General features: G+C 66.4%; 14 protein-coding genes. 7 read left to right on the forward strand and 7 right to left on the reverse strand.

Annotation, left to right across the window (positions count from 1 at the left end; all coding sequences use genetic code 11):
* Positions 1-241: 241 nt before the first annotated feature.
* The 3 genes from AC5P5M_RS12595 to AC5P5M_RS12605 all read right to left on the reverse strand — a co-directional run bounded on the left by AC5P5M_RS12595 (position 242) and on the right by AC5P5M_RS12605 (position 5,889).
* Entirely contained in the window at positions 242-1,486 is a 1,245-nt protein-coding gene (locus AC5P5M_RS12595) for a DUF819 family protein (RefSeq protein WP_180875426.1), read from the reverse strand.
* 127 nt (positions 1,487-1,613) lie between these two features.
* The gene (locus AC5P5M_RS12600; RefSeq protein WP_065182372.1) at positions 1,614-3,692 is read right to left on the reverse strand and encodes an alpha/beta hydrolase family protein; all 2,079 of its coding nucleotides are present in this window, start codon (positions 3,690-3,692) and stop codon (positions 1,614-1,616) included.
* A gap of 232 nt (positions 3,693-3,924) precedes the next feature.
* Complete coding sequence (locus tag AC5P5M_RS12605) at positions 3,925-5,889, reverse strand: OPT family oligopeptide transporter (protein ID WP_053516183.1); 1,965 nt, start codon at positions 5,887-5,889, stop codon at positions 3,925-3,927.
* Positions 5,890-6,089: 200 nt separating this feature from the next.
* Between AC5P5M_RS12605 and AC5P5M_RS12610 the strand changes: the two genes are divergently transcribed.
* Both AC5P5M_RS12610 and AC5P5M_RS12615 read left to right on the forward strand, forming a co-directional pair.
* Entirely contained in the window at positions 6,090-7,238 is a 1,149-nt protein-coding gene (locus tag AC5P5M_RS12610; RefSeq protein ID WP_495205984.1) for an acetyltransferase domain-containing protein, read from the forward strand.
* An 88-nt stretch (positions 7,239-7,326) separates the two neighbouring features.
* On the forward strand, positions 7,327-9,081 hold the full coding sequence (locus AC5P5M_RS12615) for a peptide MFS transporter (protein ID WP_495205985.1): 1,755 nt from the start codon (positions 7,327-7,329) through the stop codon (positions 9,079-9,081).
* A 45-nt stretch (positions 9,082-9,126) separates the two neighbouring features.
* On the opposite strand, the gene AC5P5M_RS12620 is transcribed toward AC5P5M_RS12615, so the two are convergent.
* Both AC5P5M_RS12620 and AC5P5M_RS12625 read right to left on the reverse strand, forming a co-directional pair.
* The gene (locus AC5P5M_RS12620; protein WP_494531204.1) at positions 9,127-11,115 is read right to left on the reverse strand and encodes an alpha/beta hydrolase family protein; all 1,989 of its coding nucleotides are present in this window, start codon (positions 11,113-11,115) and stop codon (positions 9,127-9,129) included.
* A gap of 163 nt (positions 11,116-11,278) precedes the next feature.
* Positions 11,279-11,914, reverse strand: a complete 636-nt coding sequence (locus tag AC5P5M_RS12625) for a LysE/ArgO family amino acid transporter (protein ID WP_053516190.1) — start codon at positions 11,912-11,914, stop codon at positions 11,279-11,281.
* Positions 11,915-12,052: 138 nt separating this feature from the next.
* Between AC5P5M_RS12625 and AC5P5M_RS12630 the strand changes: the two genes are divergently transcribed.
* From AC5P5M_RS12630 to AC5P5M_RS12640, 3 genes are all read left to right on the forward strand, one after another.
* Positions 12,053-12,958 (forward strand): LysR family transcriptional regulator ArgP, encoded by a 906-nt coding sequence (locus tag AC5P5M_RS12630; protein WP_053516191.1) that lies wholly within the window; start codon positions 12,053-12,055, stop codon positions 12,956-12,958.
* A 67-nt stretch (positions 12,959-13,025) separates the two neighbouring features.
* Positions 13,026-13,610 carry a hypothetical protein gene (locus tag AC5P5M_RS12635; protein ID WP_053516192.1) on the forward strand — a complete coding sequence of 195 codons (585 nt, stop codon included), beginning with the start codon at positions 13,026-13,028 and terminating at the stop codon, positions 13,608-13,610.
* 44 nt (positions 13,611-13,654) lie between these two features.
* Entirely contained in the window at positions 13,655-14,101 is a 447-nt protein-coding gene (locus tag AC5P5M_RS12640) for a GNAT family N-acetyltransferase (RefSeq protein WP_065182375.1), read from the forward strand.
* Positions 14,102-14,128: 27 nt separating this feature from the next.
* Here the strand turns inward: AC5P5M_RS12640 and AC5P5M_RS12645 are convergent, their stop codons facing one another.
* Positions 14,129-14,536 carry a hypothetical protein gene (locus tag AC5P5M_RS12645; RefSeq protein WP_057496236.1) on the reverse strand — a complete coding sequence of 136 codons (408 nt, stop codon included), beginning with the start codon at positions 14,534-14,536 and terminating at the stop codon, positions 14,129-14,131.
* A 65-nt stretch (positions 14,537-14,601) separates the two neighbouring features.
* Positions 14,602-15,717: a PAAR domain-containing protein gene (locus AC5P5M_RS12650; protein WP_080375221.1), complete on the reverse strand. Its 1,116-nt coding sequence runs from the start codon at positions 15,715-15,717 to the stop codon at positions 14,602-14,604.
* Between the two features lie 214 nt (positions 15,718-15,931).
* Between AC5P5M_RS12650 and mqo the strand changes: the two genes are divergently transcribed.
* Together mqo and AC5P5M_RS12660 are read left to right on the forward strand one after the other, a co-directional pair.
* Positions 15,932-17,617 carry a malate dehydrogenase (quinone) gene (gene mqo, locus AC5P5M_RS12655; RefSeq protein ID WP_197600827.1) on the forward strand — a complete coding sequence of 562 codons (1,686 nt, stop codon included), beginning with the start codon at positions 15,932-15,934 and terminating at the stop codon, positions 17,615-17,617.
* A gap of 266 nt (positions 17,618-17,883) precedes the next feature.
* The gene (locus AC5P5M_RS12660) at positions 17,884-20,085 is read left to right on the forward strand and encodes a TonB-dependent siderophore receptor (protein ID WP_197600826.1); all 2,202 of its coding nucleotides are present in this window, start codon (positions 17,884-17,886) and stop codon (positions 20,083-20,085) included.
* Positions 20,086-20,129: the final 44 nt, after the last annotated feature.

Genomic DNA, 20,129 nt, shown 5'->3' on the forward strand with positions numbered 1-20,129 from the left:
AAGACGCGAAGGCGTGGTTGATCGAACGCGGGTTGCCAGTGGCGTAAGGCCGCGGGCGCGGTTGGCCACGGGCGCGTGGCGACGCGCCGAACTCTGCGGCGCCCCTCTTTTCACTCGGCGCGGTTCGAGCAGGACGCCGAAGACGCGAAGGCGTGGCTGATCGAACGTGGATTGCCGGTAGCGTGACGCGCCGCGAAACGGGGTCAGATCCCTTTTGCGCAGCAAAAGGGATCTGACCCCATCACCCCTGCCCTGCCAGCGCACGCAGGGTAATGCCGACGATGTACGCCAGGTAGGTTCCGGTGGCGTAGCCCATCGTTCCCAGCAGCACGCCTACCGGTGCCAATGCAGGATGGAAGGCGGCGGCCACCACGGGCGCCGAGGCCGGACCGCCGATGTTCGACTGCGAGCCGATGGCGAAATAGAAGAACGGCACCTTCAGCAGCCGGCCCAGGCACCACAGCAGCACGATGTGCACGGCGATCCAGATCAGGCCAAGCAGGAACAGCCACGGACGGTCCAGCAATGCCAGCAGATCCATCTGCATGCCGATGCAGGCGATCAGGAAGTACAGCAGCAGCGACCCCAGACGTGACGCTCCCGCTCCCTCCAGCGTGCGCGCGCGGGTGAAACTCAGGCCCAGGCCCAGCGTGGTCGACAGCACCACCACCCAGACGAAGGGAGCATCCAGGCTGAACTGCGATGCCCAGCCGACATGGGCCTTGAACCAGGCCGCCAGCGGCGCGCCGATTGCATGCGCCAGACCGACGCCACCGAACGCAACGGCGACGATCAGCATCAGATCAGTCAGGCTGGGAATGCGCTCGTGTTCGGCCTGGAAGCGCGCGATGCGTTCCTTCAGTTCGTCGATGGCCGAGGTATCGGCACCGCTGCGTGCGTCGATCTTCGCGGCGCGCCCGGCGAGGAAGATCAGTACCGCCATCCAGACGTAGCCGACACCCACGTCGACCACGGCGAACTGGCCGAAGGTGGTGGCGTTGACGTCGAATACTTCGCGCATCGCCAGCATGTTGGCGCCACCGCCGATCCAGCTGCCGGCCAGTGCGGCCATGCCGGCCCAGGTGTCGCCGGCAACGGTTTCCGGGTGCAGCGCGCGCATCAGCAGGAAGGCGACCACGGCACCGAGCATGATGCTGGCGGAGGCACCCAGGTACATCAGTACCAGCTTCGGTCCCAGCCGCAGGATGCCCTTGATGTCCACGGCCAGGGTCAGCAGCACCAGCGCCGCCGGCAGCAGGATGTCACGCGCGACCGGGTTGTACAGCGCGGTGTTCTGCCCGTCGATCAGGTCGACGGTGTTGTAGATGCCAGGAATGAGATAACACAGCAGCAACGCCGGCACGAAGGTGTAGAAGCGCTTCCACGGCCCCTGCTCGCGCGAGGCGGTCCAGAACACGGCCCCCAAAGTGGCGGCGATCAGGCCGAAGACCACGATGTCGTTCTGGATCAGGGCGTTCGAAGTCATGCGGGCGCTCGGGTAGAGCCGAGCCATGCTCGGCTGCTGTTGGCGGGAAAGGAGGCACAGAGCAGCCGAGCATGGCTCGGCTCTACAAAAAGCAGAGCGCCGCCCTGGGGGGCGGCGCCGGACCGGCTTATTCGCCGATATGCTGCTTCAGCCAGCCGTTGACCGTGTCATGCCACAGGATGCTGTTGTGCGGCTTGAGCACCCAGTGGTTCTCGTCCGGGAAGTACAGGAACTTCGACTCGATCCCCTGCCGCTGCGCCGCCGTGAATGCCGCCAGGCCCTGCTCGACCGGAATACGGAAGTCCTGCTGGCCATGGATGATCAGGATCGGCTTCTTCCAGTCCGCCACGTGGTTGACCGGGTTGAACTTCTCGTAGTTCGCCGCCTTCTGGTACGGCGTGCCGCCCTGCTCCCACTCGGTGAACCACAGCTCCTCGGTGGCGTAGCCCATCATGCGCTGGTCGAACACGCCATCGTGGTTGACCAGGCACTTGAACGGGCCGTTCCAGTTGCCGGCGATCCAGTTGACCATGAAGCCGCCATAGCTGGCGCCCAGAGCACAGGCCTTGTCACCGTTGAGGAACGAATACTTCTTCAGTGCCGCGTCCCAGCCCTTCTGCAGGTCCTCCAGCGGACGATCGCCCCAGTGCTGGCTGATCGCATCGGTGAATGCCTGACCGTAACCGGTGGAGCCGTGGAAATCGATCATCACCACCGCGTAGCCCTGGCCCGCATAGGTCTGCGGATTCCAGCGGTAGCTCCAGCCGTTGCCGAAGCTGCCCTGCGGACCGCCATGGATCAGGAACGCGACCGGGTAGGACTTGCCTTCCTGGTAGTTGTGCGGCTTGACCACATAGCCGTGCACGGTGTCGTTGTTCCAGCCCTTGAACGAGAACTGCTCGAAATCGCCGAAACTGACGTCCTTCAGCACGTCGCCGGCAGACGGTGTCAGCGCACGCAGCTCGCCCATCGGCTGGCCGGCGGCTGGCAGCAGGCCGACCAGTACCTGGTCGTTGCTCTTCAGGCTGTTGCGGGTGATCGCCACGCTGGTGCCGGCCACATCGACGGCGGTCACGCTGCCATCGCCGATCAGGCGGGTGGCCTTGCCGGTGGCGACATCGATCTGGAACAGCGGGTGCTCGCCCAGATCATCGGCGGTGGTATAGATGCTGGCGCCATCGGCGGACAGCACGATGCCACCCGCCGAGCGATCCCACTGCGGGGCGATCTCACGGCTCTTGCCGCTGGCCAGATCCATCGCCATCAGGCCGAAGCGATCAGCTTCAAAGCCGGGGCGCTTCATCGCACGGTAGAACAGCGTCTTGCCATCGGCACTGAACACCGGGCCCGCATCCCATGCCGGGTTGGAGGCGGTCAGGTTCACCGGTGCCTGACGGCCGGCAGCATCGAAGCGATAGAGGTCGAAGTTGGTCGACCACGGTTCCTCGCGGCCCGCCACGCGGATGCTGGCGACCACGCTGCTGCCGTCCGGCGACCACACGAAGTCATCATTGCCACCGAATGGCTTGGACGGCGCATCGCCATCGAGGGTGGCGCTCAGCGCGGAAGCCCCCTTGACCGGGCCGGCCTGGGCGCCCGGCAGCGGCGCGACGAACAGGGTGTTGCGACGGCCGTCGTTCCAGGTATCCCAATGGCGCACGAACATCGAATCCCAGACCTGGCCACTGGCCTTGGCGTCCTTCTTCTCTTTCAGCTTCTTCTCGGTGCAGGCCAGGTCCGACGCGCAGGCCTGGAACACGCCGGCGCTGAACAGCACGCGGTCGTCCTGTGGCGAGACGTGGTAGCTGTCCACATCCACCGGGAAATCGGTCAGCTGGCGCGGGGCGCCGCCGCTGATCGCCTGCGCGTACAGCTGCTGGCTGCCGTTCTTGGCACTGAGGAAGTACACCGTCTGGCCGTCCGCCGACAGCGAGGCGGAATTGACGTTCCAGCCGGCCGGGGTGATCTGCTTCGGCGGTGCCGCGTCACGCGTGCGCAGGTTGCGTGCGTACAGGGCGGTGCTGGCCTTGAGGTTGGCGTCGGTGCTGCGCTTGGCGAACACCACGGTGCCGCCATCGGCGCTCAGCACCGGCGCGGAAACGCGATCCATGGCCACCATGTCGCGGATCTCCAGGCCACGGGCAGCGGCGACGCTGGGCAGAGCGGCCAGCAGGCTCAGTGGCAGCAGGGCATGACGCAGTTTCATCGGGATCTCCGCAGGACGGCAAAAAAGCGATGGTAGGCCCCGCAGCCCGGGGCTGCCAAGGCCATCGGTCATGGCCGTGATCGGGCAGCCGCCAGAAACAGCAAACCGCGCCGTAGCGCGGTTTGTGGGTGGACCCGGGGTCGGATCCGATTCCGCAGGAATCGGCTCTGCCCCGGGCGCCGCCGGCGTGGGGTCAGAGCCCTTCCCTTCCGGGAGGGATCCGACCCATCCCTTACGCCTTGGCGTACTTGCCGGTGCGGTAGATCAGCCAGCCCACCAGGAACAGCACGGCCAGGCCGATCCACTGCGCGGCCGGCAGATGGAACGGCACGGCCAGCACGTCGGCGCGGCTGCTGACCACGATCGGAATGGCGATGGCGATGCCCATCAGCGCCTCGCCGGTGATCAGGCCGGCGGCGAACAGCACGCCCGGCTTGTGCACGCGGTCGCGGCCTTCTTCATCATCGGCACGCACCTTGTGGAAGCGCTCGACCAGGTAAGCGATCAGGCCGCCGAGGAAGATCGGCACCATCAGCTCCAGCGGCAGGTAGATGCCGATGGCGGCCGCCAGCACCGGCACCCGGAAGCGCGCGTTGCGCGCCTTCAGCCAGCTGTCGAAGGCGATGATGACGGCGCCAACCACCGCGCCGATGCCGATGAAGGTCCACGGCAGCTCGCCACCGAACAGGCCCTTGGCCACCGACGCCATCAGGTTGGCCTGCGGCGCAGCCAGCGCGTTCGGGTGCAGCTCGGTCTTCACGCCGATGCCATAGGCGGTGGCCAGCAGGTTCAGCACCGGGGCCATGATCAGCGCGCAGGAGAACGCACCGATGCCCAGCATCAGCTGCTGCTTCCACGGCGTAGCGCCGACGATGTAACCGGCCTTGAGGTCCTGCAGATTGTCACCACCGACGGCGGCAGCGCAGCACACCACCGCGCCGATCATGATCGCAGCCACCGCACCCAGCGGTGCACCGCCGGTACCGACCGGCTTGAGGCCATCGGCACCCAGCAGCACGACCAGTACCGCCGAGGCGAACAGGATGGTGGAAATGGTGATGCCCGAGACCGGGTTGTTGGACGAACCGATCAGGCCGGCCAGGTAGGCCGAGACCGACACGAACAGGAAGCCGGCGACGATCATGATGATGGTCATCGGGATCGACACGTGCCACTGGCCGACGATGGCCTGGTACAGGGCCAGCAGCGGCAGCACGAAGACCACCAGGGCGACCAGCATCCACTTCATCGGCAGGTCGCGCTCGGTGTGCGCCAGCACCGGTCCGCCGCTCTTGCGGGCGGCGGCAAAACCGCTCTTGACGCCGTTGAGCAGCGACTTGCGCAGCGAAATCAGGGTCCAGATGCCACCGATCAGCATTGCGCCGACACCCAGGTAGCGCATCTTCGCGCCCCAGATGGCGAATGCGGCCTCGGTGGAGGACGCAGCGGCCACCGACGCGGCCAGGGCCGGGTCGGTGTTCATGAAGAACGCCTGGTAGAGCGGGATGGCGATGTGCCAGGTCAGGATCGAACCAGACACCACCACGATGCCGACGTTGAGGCCGACAATGTAGCCCACGCCCAGCAGCGCCGGCGACAGGTTGGTGCCGATGAACGCGGTGACCTTGGAACTGCCCACGTAGGCCGAGGTGGCCCAGGCATCGGGAATCAGGCGCATGCCGCTTTCCGCGGCCAGCTTGACGAAGGCGCCGATCACCGCCGACAGGCCCAGGATCTTCAGGCCCGGACCCGGGTTCTCACCGGCCTTGAGCACTTCCGCCGCCGCCTTGCCTTCCGGGAAGGGCAGCGGATCTTCGACAATCATCGAGCGGCGCAGCGGCACCGAGAACAGCACGCCCAGCAGGCCGCCCAGGCCGGCAATACCCAGCACCCACCAGTACTTGAAGTCCGGCCAGTAGCCCATGATCACCAGCGCGGGGATGGTGAAGATGACACCGGCGGCGATCGAGGAACCGGCCGAGGCGCCGGTCTGCACGATGTTGTTCTCGAGGATCGAGCCACCGCCCAGCAGGCGCAGCACGCCCATGGAAATGACTGCGGCGGGAATCGCGGTGGCGATGGTCAGGCCTGCGAACAGACCGAGGTAGGCGTTGGCCGCGGACAGCACCACCGCCAGCACGATGGCCAGGGCCACTGCGCGGAAGGTGAGCTGCTTGGGCGCAGCGTCGTGGTTCATGGGAGCCCCTGCTGGCAAAAAATCCCTGCCACGCTAGCGTTCAGGGGGCGGCAAGTCCAGCACACCGCAGCATGACAAGCGCCACCGGATCAGGCAGGACACCGATCAGGCACAGGCAGCAGACGCATCCGGCACATTCCGGCTGGGCATCCCGCAAACGATATGTTATATCTTTTCGATTGAACGACATCGCCGTCCGCATGCCCTCTCCGCCACCGGCCCGCCTCACCTCCATCGACCAGCTGCGCGGCACCGTCATGCTGTTGATGCTGCTCGACCACGTGCGCGAGACCTTTTTCCTGCACCACCAGGTCAGCGACCCGATGGACGTATCCACGGTCTCCCCCGCGCTGTTCGCGTGCCGCCTGCTGGCCCACCTGTGCGCACCGGTGTTCGTGCTGCTGACCGGCCTGTCGGCCTGGCTGTACGGCCAGCGCCAGGCGGATCCGCGCCGGGCCACGGCCGCGTTCCTGCTCAAGCGCGGGCTGTTCCTGGTGGTGCTGGAACTGACCCTGGTGAATTTCGCCTGGACCTTCCAGCTGCCTCCGGACACCGTATACCTGCAGGTGATCTGGGCGATCGGCCTGAGCATGGTCGCGCTGGCCGGCCTGCTGTGGCTGCCACGCGCGGCGCTGCTGGCGCTGGCGGTACTGCTGGTGGCCGGCCACAACCTGCTCGACGGCGTGCGCGTGGCAGGCGACGGTGTGCTGCCGGTGCTGTGGAAGGTGCTGCACCAGCGGGACTGGATCGAGGCCGGTGCACTCCGGCTGCGCACGTCCTATCCGGTGCTGCCGTGGATCGGGGTGATCGCGCTCGGCTATCTGATGGGGCCCTGGTTCGCGGCGGACCGCATGCCAGCGCAGCGTCACCGCTGGCTGGTGTGGGCTGGGCTGGCAGCGCTGGGCATGTTCGCCCTACTGCGGTTCGGCAACGGCTATGGCGATACGCCCTGGCAGTTCCAGCAGGACGCGCTGCGCACCTGGATGAGCGTGTTCAACGTGACCAAGTATCCGCCATCACTGCAGTTCCTGTTGCTGACCCTGGGCGTTGGCCTGCTGTGGCTGCGCCTGTTTGAGTGGCCTGCGATGGCACGGGCGTTGAGGCCGCTGGCAGACATCGGCGCGGCACCGATGTTCTTCTACCTGCTGCATCTGTATCTGCTGAAGCTGCTGTATCTGGCGGCGCTCGGGTTCTGGGGGCCGACCCACGGCAGCCTGTACGCTCTCGATTCGGTCGCCGGCCTGATCCTGGTGGCCTGTGCGCTGGCGGTGGTGCTGTACCCGCCGACGCGGGCATTCGCGCGGTTCAAGGCGCGTCGGCGCGACCTGGGCTGGCTGCGATACCTGTGACCCCGCTCGCCGGGCGCGACCTCATGCTGCCCGCCATGGGCGCGGCGGCGGGCCTATAATCGCGCCCTTTCCGCAGTGCCCGCCGTCGATGACCGTTGCCGCTCCCGCTTCCGACGACTTCCTTGGCCACCCCAAGGGCGTCTACGTCTGCTTCTTCACCGAAATGTGGGAGCGCTTCTCCTTCTATGGCATGAAGGCGCTGCTGCTGCTGTACCTGACCAAGTACCACCTGTTCGGCGACAAGGCCGGACTGGACCTGCTTGGCGCCTACGGTGGCCTGGTGTACTGCATCCCGGTGTTCGGCGGCATGCTGGCCGACCGCTGGCTGGGCATGCGCCGTGCAGTGCTGTTCGGCGGCATCCTGCTGGTGCTGGGCCATCTCGGCATGGCCTTCGAAGGCCACGCGGCATACCGGGTCAACGGTGAAGTGGTGCGCGACACCTCGGCGCTGGCGGTGACCTATCTGTCGCTGGCGCTGATCATCATGGGCGTGGGCTTCCTCAAGCCGAACATCTCCACCATCGTCGGCAAGCTGTACGCCAAGGACGATCCGCGCCGCGACTCGGGCTTCTCCCTGTTCTATGCCGGCATCAACCTCGGGGCGCTGTTCTCGTCGCTGGTGTGCGGCTTCCTCGGCGAGGCCTATGGCTGGAAGTATGGCTTCGGCGCGGCGGGCATCGGCATGCTGGCCGGGCTGGCGATGTTCCTGTGGGGGCAGAAGTACCTGCACGGGCATGCCGAGCCGCCACAGCCGGCCGCGCTGAAACAGCGGGTGCTGGGCCTGCCGCGTGAACGGCTGATCTATCTGTGCGCGGTGCTCGCGGTGCTGCCACTGGCGTGGCTGATGTGGGCCGCCGGTAACGGTGCGTTCGCTCTGGGCGGCGAAATCAGCCTGGCGTTGATGCTGATGCTGGTGGTGCTGGGAGGCGTGCTGGTCTGGTTCGCCTGGTTCACCGGCAGCCAGTGCACGCCGGTGCAGCGCCAGCAGATGATCGCGCTGATGGTGCTGATTTTCCTGGCGCTGGTGTTCTTCACCCTGTACGAGCAGTCCTATGGCTCGTGGGTGACGTTCACCGATCGCCTGCTGACCAAGGACATCGTTCCCTCGCTGGTGATCACCGACGGCACGCCGCTGCCCTGGTCGATCCTGTCGTTGCTGCTGGCGCCGCTGGGCTTCGTGGTCAGCGCGCGCCTGACCGAGCGTCGACCGGGGTCGGCCGCGCCGCGCCGGTTCTTCATTGCCATCGTCGCGCTGATGCTGGTCCTGCTGGTGCGCGACTGCCTGGTGATTCCGCAGACCGCCGGCTCCCTGACCTATCTGGGCGGACTGTTCCTGGTGCTGCTGGCGCCGGCCTTCGCCGCCCTCTGGACCTGGATGGACCGTCGCGGCTGGGAGCCGGGCAAGCCGGTCAAATCCGCCTGGGGCCTGGTGATCGGCGCGCTCTCGTTCGTCCCGCTCGCATTGGCCGCACAGCAGGTCGGCGCCACCGGCGAGATGGCCAGCGTGTGGTGGCTGGTCCTGGCCTACTTCCTGTTGGCCAGTGGTGAGATGTGCCTGTCGCCGGTGGGCCTGTCGGCCGTAACGCAGCTGGCCGTGCCGCGGGTGATGAGCCTGATGATGGGCACCTGGTTCCTGGCCACAGCCTTCTCCGAGACGCTTGCCGCGCTGTTCGGCAAGCTGGCGGCCATCGATGTGCCCGAAGGCGGCACGCTGGACATGGCGGCGGCGGCCGGTGCGTATGCGCACCTGTTCTGGCTGCTGATGTGGATCGGCCTGGGCTGCGCCCTGCTGGCCTTCATCGCCGCGCCGCTGCTGAAGCGGATGATGCACGGGGTCAGGTAACTGCACTGCGCGGCGGCGGATCGTGGATCCGCCGCCGCTCTGCGTTTACGGCGCCTTGCCCTTCCCTGCCGGCGCCGATGCCTGGGCGGTCTTGCCTCCCAGGCTGCGCGACAGGAATGCGAGCAGCTTGTCGTAGTACTCGGTGCGATGGGCCAGGGTGTAGAAGCCGTGCCCCTCGGTCTTGTAGTACAGGCTTTCCACCGGCGTCCCGGCACGCTTCAGTGCCGCTTCCATGCGCTCGGTGTGCTGGATCGGCGCACGCTTGTCTTCGCCACCGGCCGCGAGGAACACCGGCACCTTGATCTGCGTGGCCAGGTTCACCGGCGAAACCGCGCCCAGCTTGGCCGGATCACCCAGCCATTCGCGCAGGAAGGTCACGCCCGAGTCGCGCTCCTGCACATCGCCGCGGGCAAACATCAGCGGCAGGTCGTACACGCCGACATAGCCGGCCGCGCACTGGTACAGCCCCTGTTCGCGGGCAGCGCCCATCATCGCGGCGTAGGCCCCGTAACTGGCACCGTAGATGCAGATGCGTCTGGCATCGGCGATCCCCTGCGCGATCGCCCAGCGGGTGGCGTCGGTGACGTCATCCTGCATCGCGGCGCCCCATTGCTGGGCGCCGGCCTGGGCATGCGCACGGCCATAGTTCCCCGAGCCACGGAAGTTGACCTGCAGCACGGCGTAGCCGGCAGCGGCCAATATCTGCGTCTCGCGGTCGTACTGGCCATTGTCGAACACGTGGAACGGTCCACCGTGCGGCATCACCACCATCGGCAGGTTGCGTCCGTCGCTGCCGGAGGGCACGGTGAGGAAGCCGTGCAGCGGCAGGCCGTCGCGCGCCTTGAGTGCCACCGGACGCACCGTTGCACTGCGATCGATGTCGATCCAGTCGCTGCGGCTGATCAGGTGATCAGCCTTGCGGGCCTCCGTGTCGTACACATAGAAGTCGCCGGGATTGGTGCCTGACCAGGTCTCCACCAGCACCACGCGGCCATCCCGGGTACTGGAGGTGATGTAGACCGGACCCCCGAAGGCCGCCTCCAGGCTGCGGTACAGGCGCGCCTCCGGCGACTTCTCGTCGAAGAACCGGGTCCGTGGTGTGTCGCCCATGTACAGGGCGCCCACCGGCACATGGGTGCCGGGCCGGTGGATGATGCGGTACGGATTGACCACCTCGTCGCGCAGCACGACAGCGCGCTCACCGGTCTGCGGATTCCAGCTGACGATGGCATCCGGCCCCTGCGTCTGCTCGGCCTGCAGGTACGCCAGGCTGCCATCCGCGGAGAAGCCGATCGCGGTCTCGATGCGCTTGCTCACTGCCTCATCGTTGATCATCTTCCAGCTGTCGCCCGATCGCTCGCGGTAGTACAGCTTGTTGACATTGTCGCTGCCGGACCCGTGGACGAACCGGACTTCGCCCTGGCCATCGGTGGTGAACTCACCGCGCCGCACTGGCGAGGAGGCCATGCGCACGCGCCTGCCGCTGGCCACGTCCATGCGTTCGACGCGGGTGAACGGATCCTCCGCGAACGGCCATACCGTCACCAGCACGTTGCGTTCGTCGCCGGGCAGATCATCGGCCAGGAACGCCGCGACCGCCTCGACTTTCTTCGGCTGGATGCGGGTACCCGGGCCCTTGCTTTCGACGCGGTAACCGACCAGCAGCTCGCCGCGATTGCCGTTGGCATCGATGGCGTAGAGCTCGCCGGTGGGATTGGGTTTATCCAGCGCGCCCCACTTCTCGGCCAGGCCGATCAACAGCCGTTCGTTGCTGACCCAATCGAATTCGTAGGCGTGATTCTTCTGCGGCGGGCGGAAGCTGCCCACGAGCTGCTTGTCGGCGAGCCGCATCACCGCGATCGCGGTGCTGTCCTCCATCGGCACGGTGGCAGCGACATACTCGCCCCCCGGCGATATCTTGATGTCGGTGAAGGTCTCCTGGCGCAGGAACTGCGTCAGATCCACCGCCCATGCGCTGCCCGCGGCAACGCTACCCACGACGACCAGTGCGGCCGTCAACATCGTCCTGCGCATCCTTCCCCCTGCTCCGATGGACACCTTGTCCTGTACACGGATTCTAGGCAGGCGCCGTCTGTCCCGCCAGAGCCGGAAAAGACGACGGCACCGTTGCCGGTGCCGTCGTTGCCACTGCCTTGGAGAGAGAGTCAGGACGTGGGTTCGGGGGGCGTGCGCCGGGTCAGTGGACCCCGCGCACCGCCAGGGTGAGGGCCAGGATGCTGAGGATCACCGCGATGGTGCCGTCAAGCACACGCCAGGTGCTGGGCTTGGTGAACAGCGGCGCCAGCAGGCGCGCACCGAGACCCTGCGCGGTCAGCCACAGGCAGCTCGCGGTGACCACGCCGGCCGCGAAGGCCATGCGTGCGTGGCCGAAGTTCTCGGCAATGGAGCCGATGACCATCATGTCCAGCCAGAAGTGCGGGTTGATCAGCGAAAAGCCGACCGCCGCCATCAGCACCGCGCGGCGGCTGCCGTCGTCGCTGTCGGCTTCACCCATGCCACCGCCACCGGCAATGGCCCGGCGCGCCGACTTCATCGCGTACCAGGCCAGGAAAGCCACGCCGGTCCACAGCACGGCCGAGGTCAGCCACGGCAGCGCCGAGGTCAACGTGCGCAGGCCGGCCACGCTGGCGAAGATGAAGAACGCATCGATGGCCGCGCAGGTGGCGACCACCGGCACGATGTGCTTGCGCAGGATGCCCTGGCGCAGGATGAAGGCGCTCTGGGCACCGACCACGGCGAACAGGCCGATGCCGGTGGCTGCACCAGAGAACCAGGCACCGAGGCCGGTGCCGGCGGAGATGACCGAAAACATGGGATTCACTGCCTTGTCTTGCTGGGGGGACGGTGCCTCGCGAAGGCGGACAGCACCGGGTACGGGCGCCATTGTCGCGCCGCAACATAGAAAAGACGAGCTAAACTTCCTAAACCAACATTAGTGGAACTTAATAACATGCGCATCGACCATGCCCAGCTGCGCGCGCTCGCCGCCGTGATCCGCGAAGGCAGCTTTGATCGCGCGGCGCAGTCGCTGAATGTCACCCCCTCCGCCATCTCGCAGCGGGTCAAGGCGCTGGAGGATCGTGTCGGACGCCTTCTGGTGAAGCGTGGCGCACCCGCCACTGCCACCGCCGAAGGCCAGGTGCTGGTGCAGCTGGCCGAGCAGACGGCCCTGCTCGAGCATGACGCCCTGCACCGGATGGGGCTGGCCGATGAAGATCTGCCCCAGGCCAGCATCCCGGTGGCTGTGAACCACGACAGCCTGGAAACCTGGTTTCCGCAGGCAGCGCAGCAGTTCGCACTGGGTACCGGCACCACGCTCGACCTGCGCGTGGAAGACCAGGACCATACCGTGGAGCTGCTGCGGCAAGGCACGGTGCTCGGCGCGGTGACCACCCTGGACGAGCCGGTGCAGGGCTGCCAGATCCATGCACTCGGCAGCATCCGTTACGCGGCCACCTGCACGCCGGAGTTCCGCGAACGGCACTTCGCCAAGGGCGTGACCGCGCAGGCGCTGGCACAGGCACCGGTACTGGTGTTCAACCGCAAGGACGAAATGCAGTCGCGCTTTGCCCGGCGCATGGCCGGCGACGACCTGCCCAGCACCGCGCCGACCTGGTGGATTCCCTCCACCCGTGCCTTCGTGCAGGCCAACCTGGGCGGCATGGGCTGGACCATGAACCCCCTGCCGCTGGTCAAGCGGCACCTGGATGCCGGCCGCCTGGTCTACGTGCGACAGCGCGCGTGGGAGGACGTGCCGCTGTACTGGCAGCACTGGAAGGGCGATGTACAGACCATGGCCCTGCTGACCCGCGCGGTGCTGGAGGCATCCTCGACGCTGGTGCGGCGTAGGCGCTGACACCGTATGCATCCCCTCCACAGCGGGCATGCCTCTACTGTGCGGAATCCGATGACAGGATGGGCCGATGCAGACCGATCCGCTGTTCCTGCATATCCGCGTAGTGATGGGCATCATCCTGGGCCTGTCGATCACGACCCTGCTGAAAGGGATTGCGCAGATCATCGAGCATCCGCAGCGACGCGGCTGCTCGGCACTCCATCTGTGCTGGGTGGCATGGACGCTGGTGTCGCTGGTCACCTTCTGGTGGTGGGAGTTCCGCCTGATCGAAGTCCACCGGTGGACGTTCGAGACCTATCTGTTCGTGATCTGCTACTGCGCGACCTGGTTCCTGCTCTGCGCCCTGTTGTTCCCGGATGACCTGCGCGACTACGGCAGCTACGGCAATTACCTGATGCAGCGCAGACGCTGGATATTCGGCGTGATCGGCGCGCTGACGCTGCTGGATCTGGTGGACACCGCGATCAAGGGCACAAGCCGATGGCATCTGCTGGGCGCGGCGTATCCGGTCCACACTCTGCTGATGCTGCTGGTGGTCCTGCTGGGCTGGAAACTGCACTCCAGCCGGGCACAGCTGCGACTGGCCGCGGCCACCCTGCTCTACCAGATCGGCTATTTCACCGCCGAATACTTCACAATCGGCAACGATTGAACGAGACGGGCAGTTCCTTCAGCGCCCGGTCACAAGGAGGTGCCATGACCATCCGTTACCGCGATGCCCATCCCGACGATGCCGCCGCCTGCATCGACCTGCGCGGGCGTACCCGCGAGAATGCCTTCAGTGCCGCGCAGCTGGCCGAGCTGGGCATCACGACGCAGAGCTGGGCCGAAGGCATCTGCAACGGAGATTTCATCGGACGCATCGCCTGCGACGGCGAGCGCATGGCCGGCTACGGGTTTGCCGACCGCGAAAGCGGCGAGGTGCTGGTTCTGGCCCTGCTGCCGGAGTACGAAAATCTGGGCATCGGCCGACGTCTGCTGCAGGATGTGGTCAGCCTGGCCCGGGATGCCGGTCACCACCGGCTGTTCCTTGCGTGCTCGGCCGACCCGCGCTCGCGCTCGCATGGCTTCTACCGCCATCTCGGCTGGTGCCCGACGGGCGAGATCGACGAAACCGGCGACGAGATTCTCGAACTGCGTTGACCCCAAGCGGAGTGCTGGCCGCTGCGGTCAGTCGGCGTCGACCACGTGCAGCTGCGCCTGGACCACCTGCGCCTCGGCGCCGGTGGAACCGGGTGTCAGATTGATCGAGAACTGCAGGGTCACATCCATCGGGCGCAGGGCGAAGCGTGTCAGCTCCTGCGGCTTGATCGGGAAACCGATGCGCAGGGACTGGCCCGCGCGCAGCTCCTGCATCTGCTGCCGCAGCGCGGCCGCGGCCATGCCGCTGCGCAACGCCGTGGTCTTCTCGGAGTGGTTGTCCTTCACCCTGACCGACGGGCCACGGCTGCGGATGTACTCCAGCGGCAGCGACACAGGCTCGCTGCCGCTGTTGCGCAGTTCCAGTTCGACGTTGAGGGTGTCGCCACGGAAACGGCACTGGGCATCGTCCACGCAGCGCGCATGAAGTTCGATCATGGGAGGAAGCTCCTTGCTGTGGGCCGGCAGCGCTGCGGCAGCGGCAAAAGTGGCAATCAACGAAATCACTTGACGGTGCATGTTATCTCCCGGCCGATTTCCCGGCTCAGCAGTTCACGTACTTCCCGCGCGATGTTCCAGGCATGACGCGGCCGGGTCACCGCGCAGTCCACGGAATTCATGATGGTCGCCGCCGGATCGGTCAGCTCACGGGAATCCGGAACGGCAACCAGCACCTCCGGATCCAGAGTGCCATCGGGCTGGACGTAACGCACGGTCTCTTCGTCCGGGTCGTTGTACGAATACTCGTCCGGCACGCCCAGGGTGTGGGCGAACTCGTGGGCGAAGGTCCAGGCCGTGGTCGACACGGAGACATCGATATCCGGGAATTCCACCTGCTCCCGGTCATAGGTGCGATGAACGATCAGCCTGTAGTCGCTGCCGCCCTGCACCCACCGCACTTCGTAGCGGATCGGGAAGCTGCGGGTGCCGCACGCGGGATCATGGACGTCCAGCGTGAACCGGCCGTTCCAGAACTGATCGATGCCGCGCTCCATGCGCGCCTTGACCGCCGCCACCTCGGCAGCGGTGACGCCGGGCTTGGGCATCACCTGCACCTTGATCGACACCACCACCTCGCCCTGGGCCTGCAGCGGAACATCGATGCGGTAGCTGACCTGGAAAGGATAGTCATGCTTGTCGCCATTGACGTCATAGGCTTCGTAGTAGCGCCCGTCCACGTCACGGTCGATCTGCGCATCATGGTCCGCCACCCAGCACTGCGGCGCGTCCTCGTCGCGCACGGCGGTGCCGGGCGCTGCGAAGGGGGGTGTCTGCAGGGTCGGCTTCAACAACGGCGCGACGATCGCTGCGATCGCCGCCACTCCGGCGCCTGCACCGGCGCGCCCTCCACCGCCGGCCACCACGTGGGCGCGCTGCTGCTTGCCCGATACCAGTGCGCAACCGCAGCTGGCCCTGTCGCCGTCGCGGGCGACCGGCTGGCCATCGATGACCAGGGTGGCATCGCCGGAAACGATCGAACCCGGACCATGGCGTGCACAGATGACACGGTCGCCGACACGCGCCACGGCGCGCCCTTCGATATCGGTATGCGGGGAACCTGTAAGGACCGAACCGCCCGTCTGCAGGGCGTCACCCACCACGATCAGCATCCGTGACATCGTTGCGCGGCCCCTCCGTGGCCGGTGGTCGTTCTGGAATCAGCCGACAAGTCTACCCCGGAGCGACCGCCGGCAGGATGATGCATTGCACAAAAACCGGACCCGTTCCGGGTAGAATCCTCTGCAAGGATGCTGCAAGGCGTTGTTTCTTCACGCCCTTCCCCTGCCCAGCGCGCATCCTGATCTCCTCCCCTCCGCCAACGATCCCGCCCCCATGAAGAAATTTGGCAAGGCCCTGCTCGCCCTGCTCGTGCTGTTCCTGCTGGCTGCCGCCGTGTTCCTGTACTGGCCGCTGACCCAGCGCTCCGTCCCCGCCGCCAGCAACGACAAGCCTGTCGACGTTGTGCTGGTCGGCGCCGGCATCATGAGCATCACCCTGGCCACCTACCTGCAGGAACTGCAGCCGGACTGGAACATCCAGGTCTATGAACGCCTCGACGGCGTCGCCGGCGAAAGCTCCGACGGCTGGAACAACGCCGGCACCGGCCACTCGGCATTCGCCGAGCTGAACTACACCCCGGAACTGCCCGACGGCAGCATCGAGACCAAGCGTGCGGTCGGCATCGCCGAATCGTTCGAGGTCTCGCGCCAGTTCTGGTCGCACCAGGTGAAGGAAGGCCGGCTCAGCGAGCCCAGCGACTTCATCAACCCCACGCCGCACATGAGCTTCGTCTGGGGCGATGACAACATCGCCTACCTGCATAAGCGCCAGCAGGCGCTGGTGAAGAACCCGCTGTTCTACGGCATGCAGTACTCGGAAGACCCGGCACAGATCCGGCAGTGGGCTCCGCTGATGATGGAAGGCCGCGATCCGAAGCAGAAGGTCGCTGCGACCTGGATGCCACTGGGTACCGACGTCAACTTCGGCGTGATCACCCGCCAGTTGACCGCCGGCCTGCAGCGCAGTCCGAACTTCAGCCTGCACCTGAACCATGAAGTCTCGGCACTGCGGCAGAACGCGGACAAGAGCTGGAACGTCACGGTGAAGGACCTCAAGGCCGGCACCGAGAGCACCACCCACGCCCGCTTCGTGTTCATCGGTGCCGGCGGCGCCGCGCTGAAGCTGCTGCAGATGTCAGGCATTCCCGAGTCGAAGGACTACGCCGGCTTCCCGGTGGGCGGCCAGTTCCTCGCCTTCCAGGGCCAGGACGTGACCTCGCGCCATGGCGTCAAGGCCTATGGCATGGCCGAGACCGGTTCGCCGCCGATGTCGGTGCCGCACCTGGATGCGCGCAAGCTGGACGGCAAGCCGGTGGTCCTGTTCGGACCGTTCGCGCTGTACAGCACCAAGTTCCTCAAGCACGGCTCGTGGTGGGACCTGTACTCGTCGGTGACCCACAACAACGTTGCGCCGATGCTGGAAGTGGGCAAGGACAACCTGGACCTGGTGCAGTACCTGATGAGCCAGGCGCGGCTGAATGATGCCGACCGCCAGGCCGAACTGGTCAAGTACTTCCCCAATGCCAAGCCGGGCGACTGGAAGCTGGTCACCGCAGGCCAGCGCGTGCAGATCATCAAGCGCGACCCGTTGAAGGGTGCGGTGCTGCAGTTCGGTACCGAGATCGTGACCGACAAGGACCACACCATCGCTGCGCTGCTGGGCGCTTCGCCCGGTGCCTCGACGTCGCCGCCGATCATGCTGGATCTGATGGCCAAGGCCTTCCCCGAGCAGATGAAGGCCGGCTGGGAAGCCCGCCTGCGTGAGATCGTGCCCTCCTACGGGCGCAAGCTCAACGACAGTGCGGCACTGGTCAACGAGATCCGTTCGATGACCAGCCAGACCCTGAAGCTGCCCTACCTGGAAGTGCCAGCCGATGCCACGGCTGCACCGGCCACACCGCCGGCGCCGACGCCGGGCAAGGAAAAGCGCAACGCCAACGAGGAACTGCAGGCGCTCTGAGCCCGGTTCTTCGATGACACCTACGGACGGCCACCTTCGGGTGGCCGTTCGCATTCAGGGAGCTCGGCTCTGCCGGGGCTCGCGGTGCGTGTGCCAGGCATCGACCAGCCCGGGCGAATTGTAATGTTGTTAAGAACGATTTACATTTGCGCCTCGCGCGGACCGCCCGCGCTCACCAGACGGACCTGACCCAGCCCGAAGCCGCCGCCCCGGGTACCGCCCGGCTGTTGCCGCCCTTCCGACTCTCCCGCATCGAGCCCACCAAGATGTCCCTGCACTCCCCTACCCGCCCGCTCCGTCGCGCGCTGCTGCCGGCCGCGCTGCTCGCATCCCTGGCCCTGTCGACACCGTCAGCGTTCGCCGCCGGCGATGCCGCAGCCGATGCCGCAGCCGATGCCAAGACCCTGGACCGCGTCAGCGTGCGCGCCGACCAGGCTGCGCCGCCCTCAAGCAGCACCCGCCTGCCGATCACCCTGCAGGAAACGCCGCAGTCGGCCACGGCCATCAGCCTGCAGCGCCTGCAGGACGAATCGCTGTTCAGCATCAACGACGTGCTGCGCAACGTCACCGGCGTCAGCGTGTCCTTCTATGACACCCAGCGCCCGCTGTACTACGCCCGCGGCTTTGCCATCACGGACTTCCAGGTCGATGGCATTCCCACCTACAGCGGCTCCACCAACCAGGAATACGACACCGCCTTCTATGACCGCATCGAAGTGATCCGCGGTGCCAACGGCCTGCTCAGCGGCGCGGGGGTGCCTTCGGCCACGGTCAACCTGCTGCGCAAGCGCCCCGGCAAGGACTTCGACGCCTCGTTCTCGGTGAGCGCCGGCAGCTGGGACTACCGGCGCATGGAGGCCGACGTCACCGCGCCGCTGACCGCAGATGGCCGGTTCCGCAGCCGCGTGGTCGCCGCCTATACCGATCGTGATTTCTATTACGACCGCTACAAGGAGAACAAGATGGCCGGCATGGCGGTGCTGGAGGGCGACCTGACCGACAGCACCACGGTCACCCTCGGCTACCAGACCCAGGACAACAACCCGGTCGGTTCGACCTGGGGTACCGTGCCGTTCTTCGACAGCCGCGGCGACTTCGCGCACCTGCCGCGCTCAACCAACCTGGCACCGAAATGGAGCTACTGGCAGCGTGAGACCAGCACGGTGTTCGCCAACCTGGAGCAGCGCTTCGGTGAGGACTGGCTGCTGAAGATCAACACCGCCCACACCCGTGGCAATGTGCAGAACATGCGCCTGTACGGCACCGGCAATCCCGATCCGGCCACCGGTGCGGGCATCTACCTGCGCACTGCCGCTGGCGACTCCGAGGACACCCGCCGCAACATCGATGCCTACCTGACCGGCACGTTCCCGCTGTTCGGCCGCGAGCATGACGTCACCCTGGGTGCCCAGTGGTCCGACCTGGAAGGCACCACCCACACCGTTGCCCTGAACTACCCTCGCGACTGGGCCACCTGCGGCCGCGAGCGCTGCTACTACATCCCCAACGTGTACGACTGGAACGGCGACATCTCCGAGGTGACCTACACCCGTACCGGCGCACGCCGCGTGCAGAAGACCACGCAGAGCGGCGTCTACCTGGCCGCGCGCCTGCGCCTGGCCGATCCGCTGTCGTTGATCGCGGGTGCGCGCCTGAGCCGCTGGGAAACCCTCAGCCGCTCCTACAGCGTGGCCGGTGCGTATACCGGGACCAGCGGGGCCTACAAGGTCAGTGATGAAGTGACCCCGTACGTGGGACTGGTCTACGACGTCACGCCGCAGTTCTCGGTCTATGCCAGCTACACCGAGATCTTCAACCCGCAGAACTTCAAGGACCGCAACGAGAACCTGCTGGCGCCGGTGCAGGGCTCGAATCTGGAAGCGGGCATCAAGACGCAGTGGTTCGATGGGCGACTGACCGCCAACGCCGCTGTGTTCGAGGCCAAGCAGGACAACTATGCCGTGCGCGACATGGGAGTGCCGGAAGGCTCGCTCAGCGATGGCACCTCGGCCTACATCGGCGTCAACGGCACCAAGTCGCGTGGCTGGGAAATGGACGTCAACGGCGAGATCCTGCCGGGCTGGACGGTCAACGCCGGCTTCACCCATGTCAAAGTGACCCGCGCCGCCACCGACCTGCTGTACGCCAACCCGCCCGAAGACCTGCTGCAGCTCAACACGCAGGTGCGCCTGCGCGGTGCACTGGAACGCCTGAGCCTGGGCGCCGGCGTGCAATGGCAGAGCAAGGTGCAGGGCTACAACATCCCCTACCCGCTGGGCGGCACGGTAACCGTGAACCAGCCGGCCTACACGCTCGTGCAGTTCAACGCCAACTACCGCATCAGCGACAACTGGACGGCAACGCTGAGCGTGCGCAACGCGCTGGACAAGACCTACTGGGCGAACCTGGACTACAACAACTACGGCGAACCGCGCTTCGTCGCCGCCAGCCTGCGCTGGAAGTTCTGAGAACGACCGGCTGAAAGCCTGCAACCTGAATGGGCCCGCCATTG

This window comes from Stenotrophomonas sp. YJH_SMC_106-19, assembly GCF_059368375.1.

Coding starts and splice junctions, on each gene's coding strand:
- AC5P5M_RS12595 (WP_180875426.1), bottom strand. CDS start 1,486: ATGACTTCGAACGCCCTGATCCAGAACGACATCGTGGTCTTCGGCCTG.
- AC5P5M_RS12600 (WP_065182372.1), bottom strand. CDS start 3,692: ATGAAACTGCGTCATGCCCTGCTGCCACTGAGCCTGCTGGCCGCTCTG.
- AC5P5M_RS12605 (WP_053516183.1), bottom strand. CDS start 5,889: ATGAACCACGACGCTGCGCCCAAGCAGCTCACCTTCCGCGCAGTGGCC.
- AC5P5M_RS12610 (WP_495205984.1), top strand. CDS start 6,090: ATGCCCTCTCCGCCACCGGCCCGCCTCACCTCCATCGACCAGCTGCGC.
- AC5P5M_RS12615 (WP_495205985.1), top strand. CDS start 7,327: ATGACCGTTGCCGCTCCCGCTTCCGACGACTTCCTTGGCCACCCCAAG.
- AC5P5M_RS12620 (WP_494531204.1), bottom strand. CDS start 11,115: ATGCGCAGGACGATGTTGACGGCCGCACTGGTCGTCGTGGGTAGCGTT.
- AC5P5M_RS12625 (WP_053516190.1), bottom strand. CDS start 11,914: ATGTTTTCGGTCATCTCCGCCGGCACCGGCCTCGGTGCCTGGTTCTCT.
- AC5P5M_RS12630 (WP_053516191.1), top strand. CDS start 12,053: ATGCGCATCGACCATGCCCAGCTGCGCGCGCTCGCCGCCGTGATCCGC.
- AC5P5M_RS12635 (WP_053516192.1), top strand. CDS start 13,026: ATGCAGACCGATCCGCTGTTCCTGCATATCCGCGTAGTGATGGGCATC.
- AC5P5M_RS12640 (WP_065182375.1), top strand. CDS start 13,655: ATGACCATCCGTTACCGCGATGCCCATCCCGACGATGCCGCCGCCTGC.
- AC5P5M_RS12645 (WP_057496236.1), bottom strand. CDS start 14,536: ATGATCGAACTTCATGCGCGCTGCGTGGACGATGCCCAGTGCCGTTTC.
- AC5P5M_RS12650 (WP_080375221.1), bottom strand. CDS start 15,717: ATGTCACGGATGCTGATCGTGGTGGGTGACGCCCTGCAGACGGGCGGT.
- mqo (WP_197600827.1), top strand. CDS start 15,932: ATGAAGAAATTTGGCAAGGCCCTGCTCGCCCTGCTCGTGCTGTTCCTG.
- AC5P5M_RS12660 (WP_197600826.1), top strand. CDS start 17,884: ATGTCCCTGCACTCCCCTACCCGCCCGCTCCGTCGCGCGCTGCTGCCG.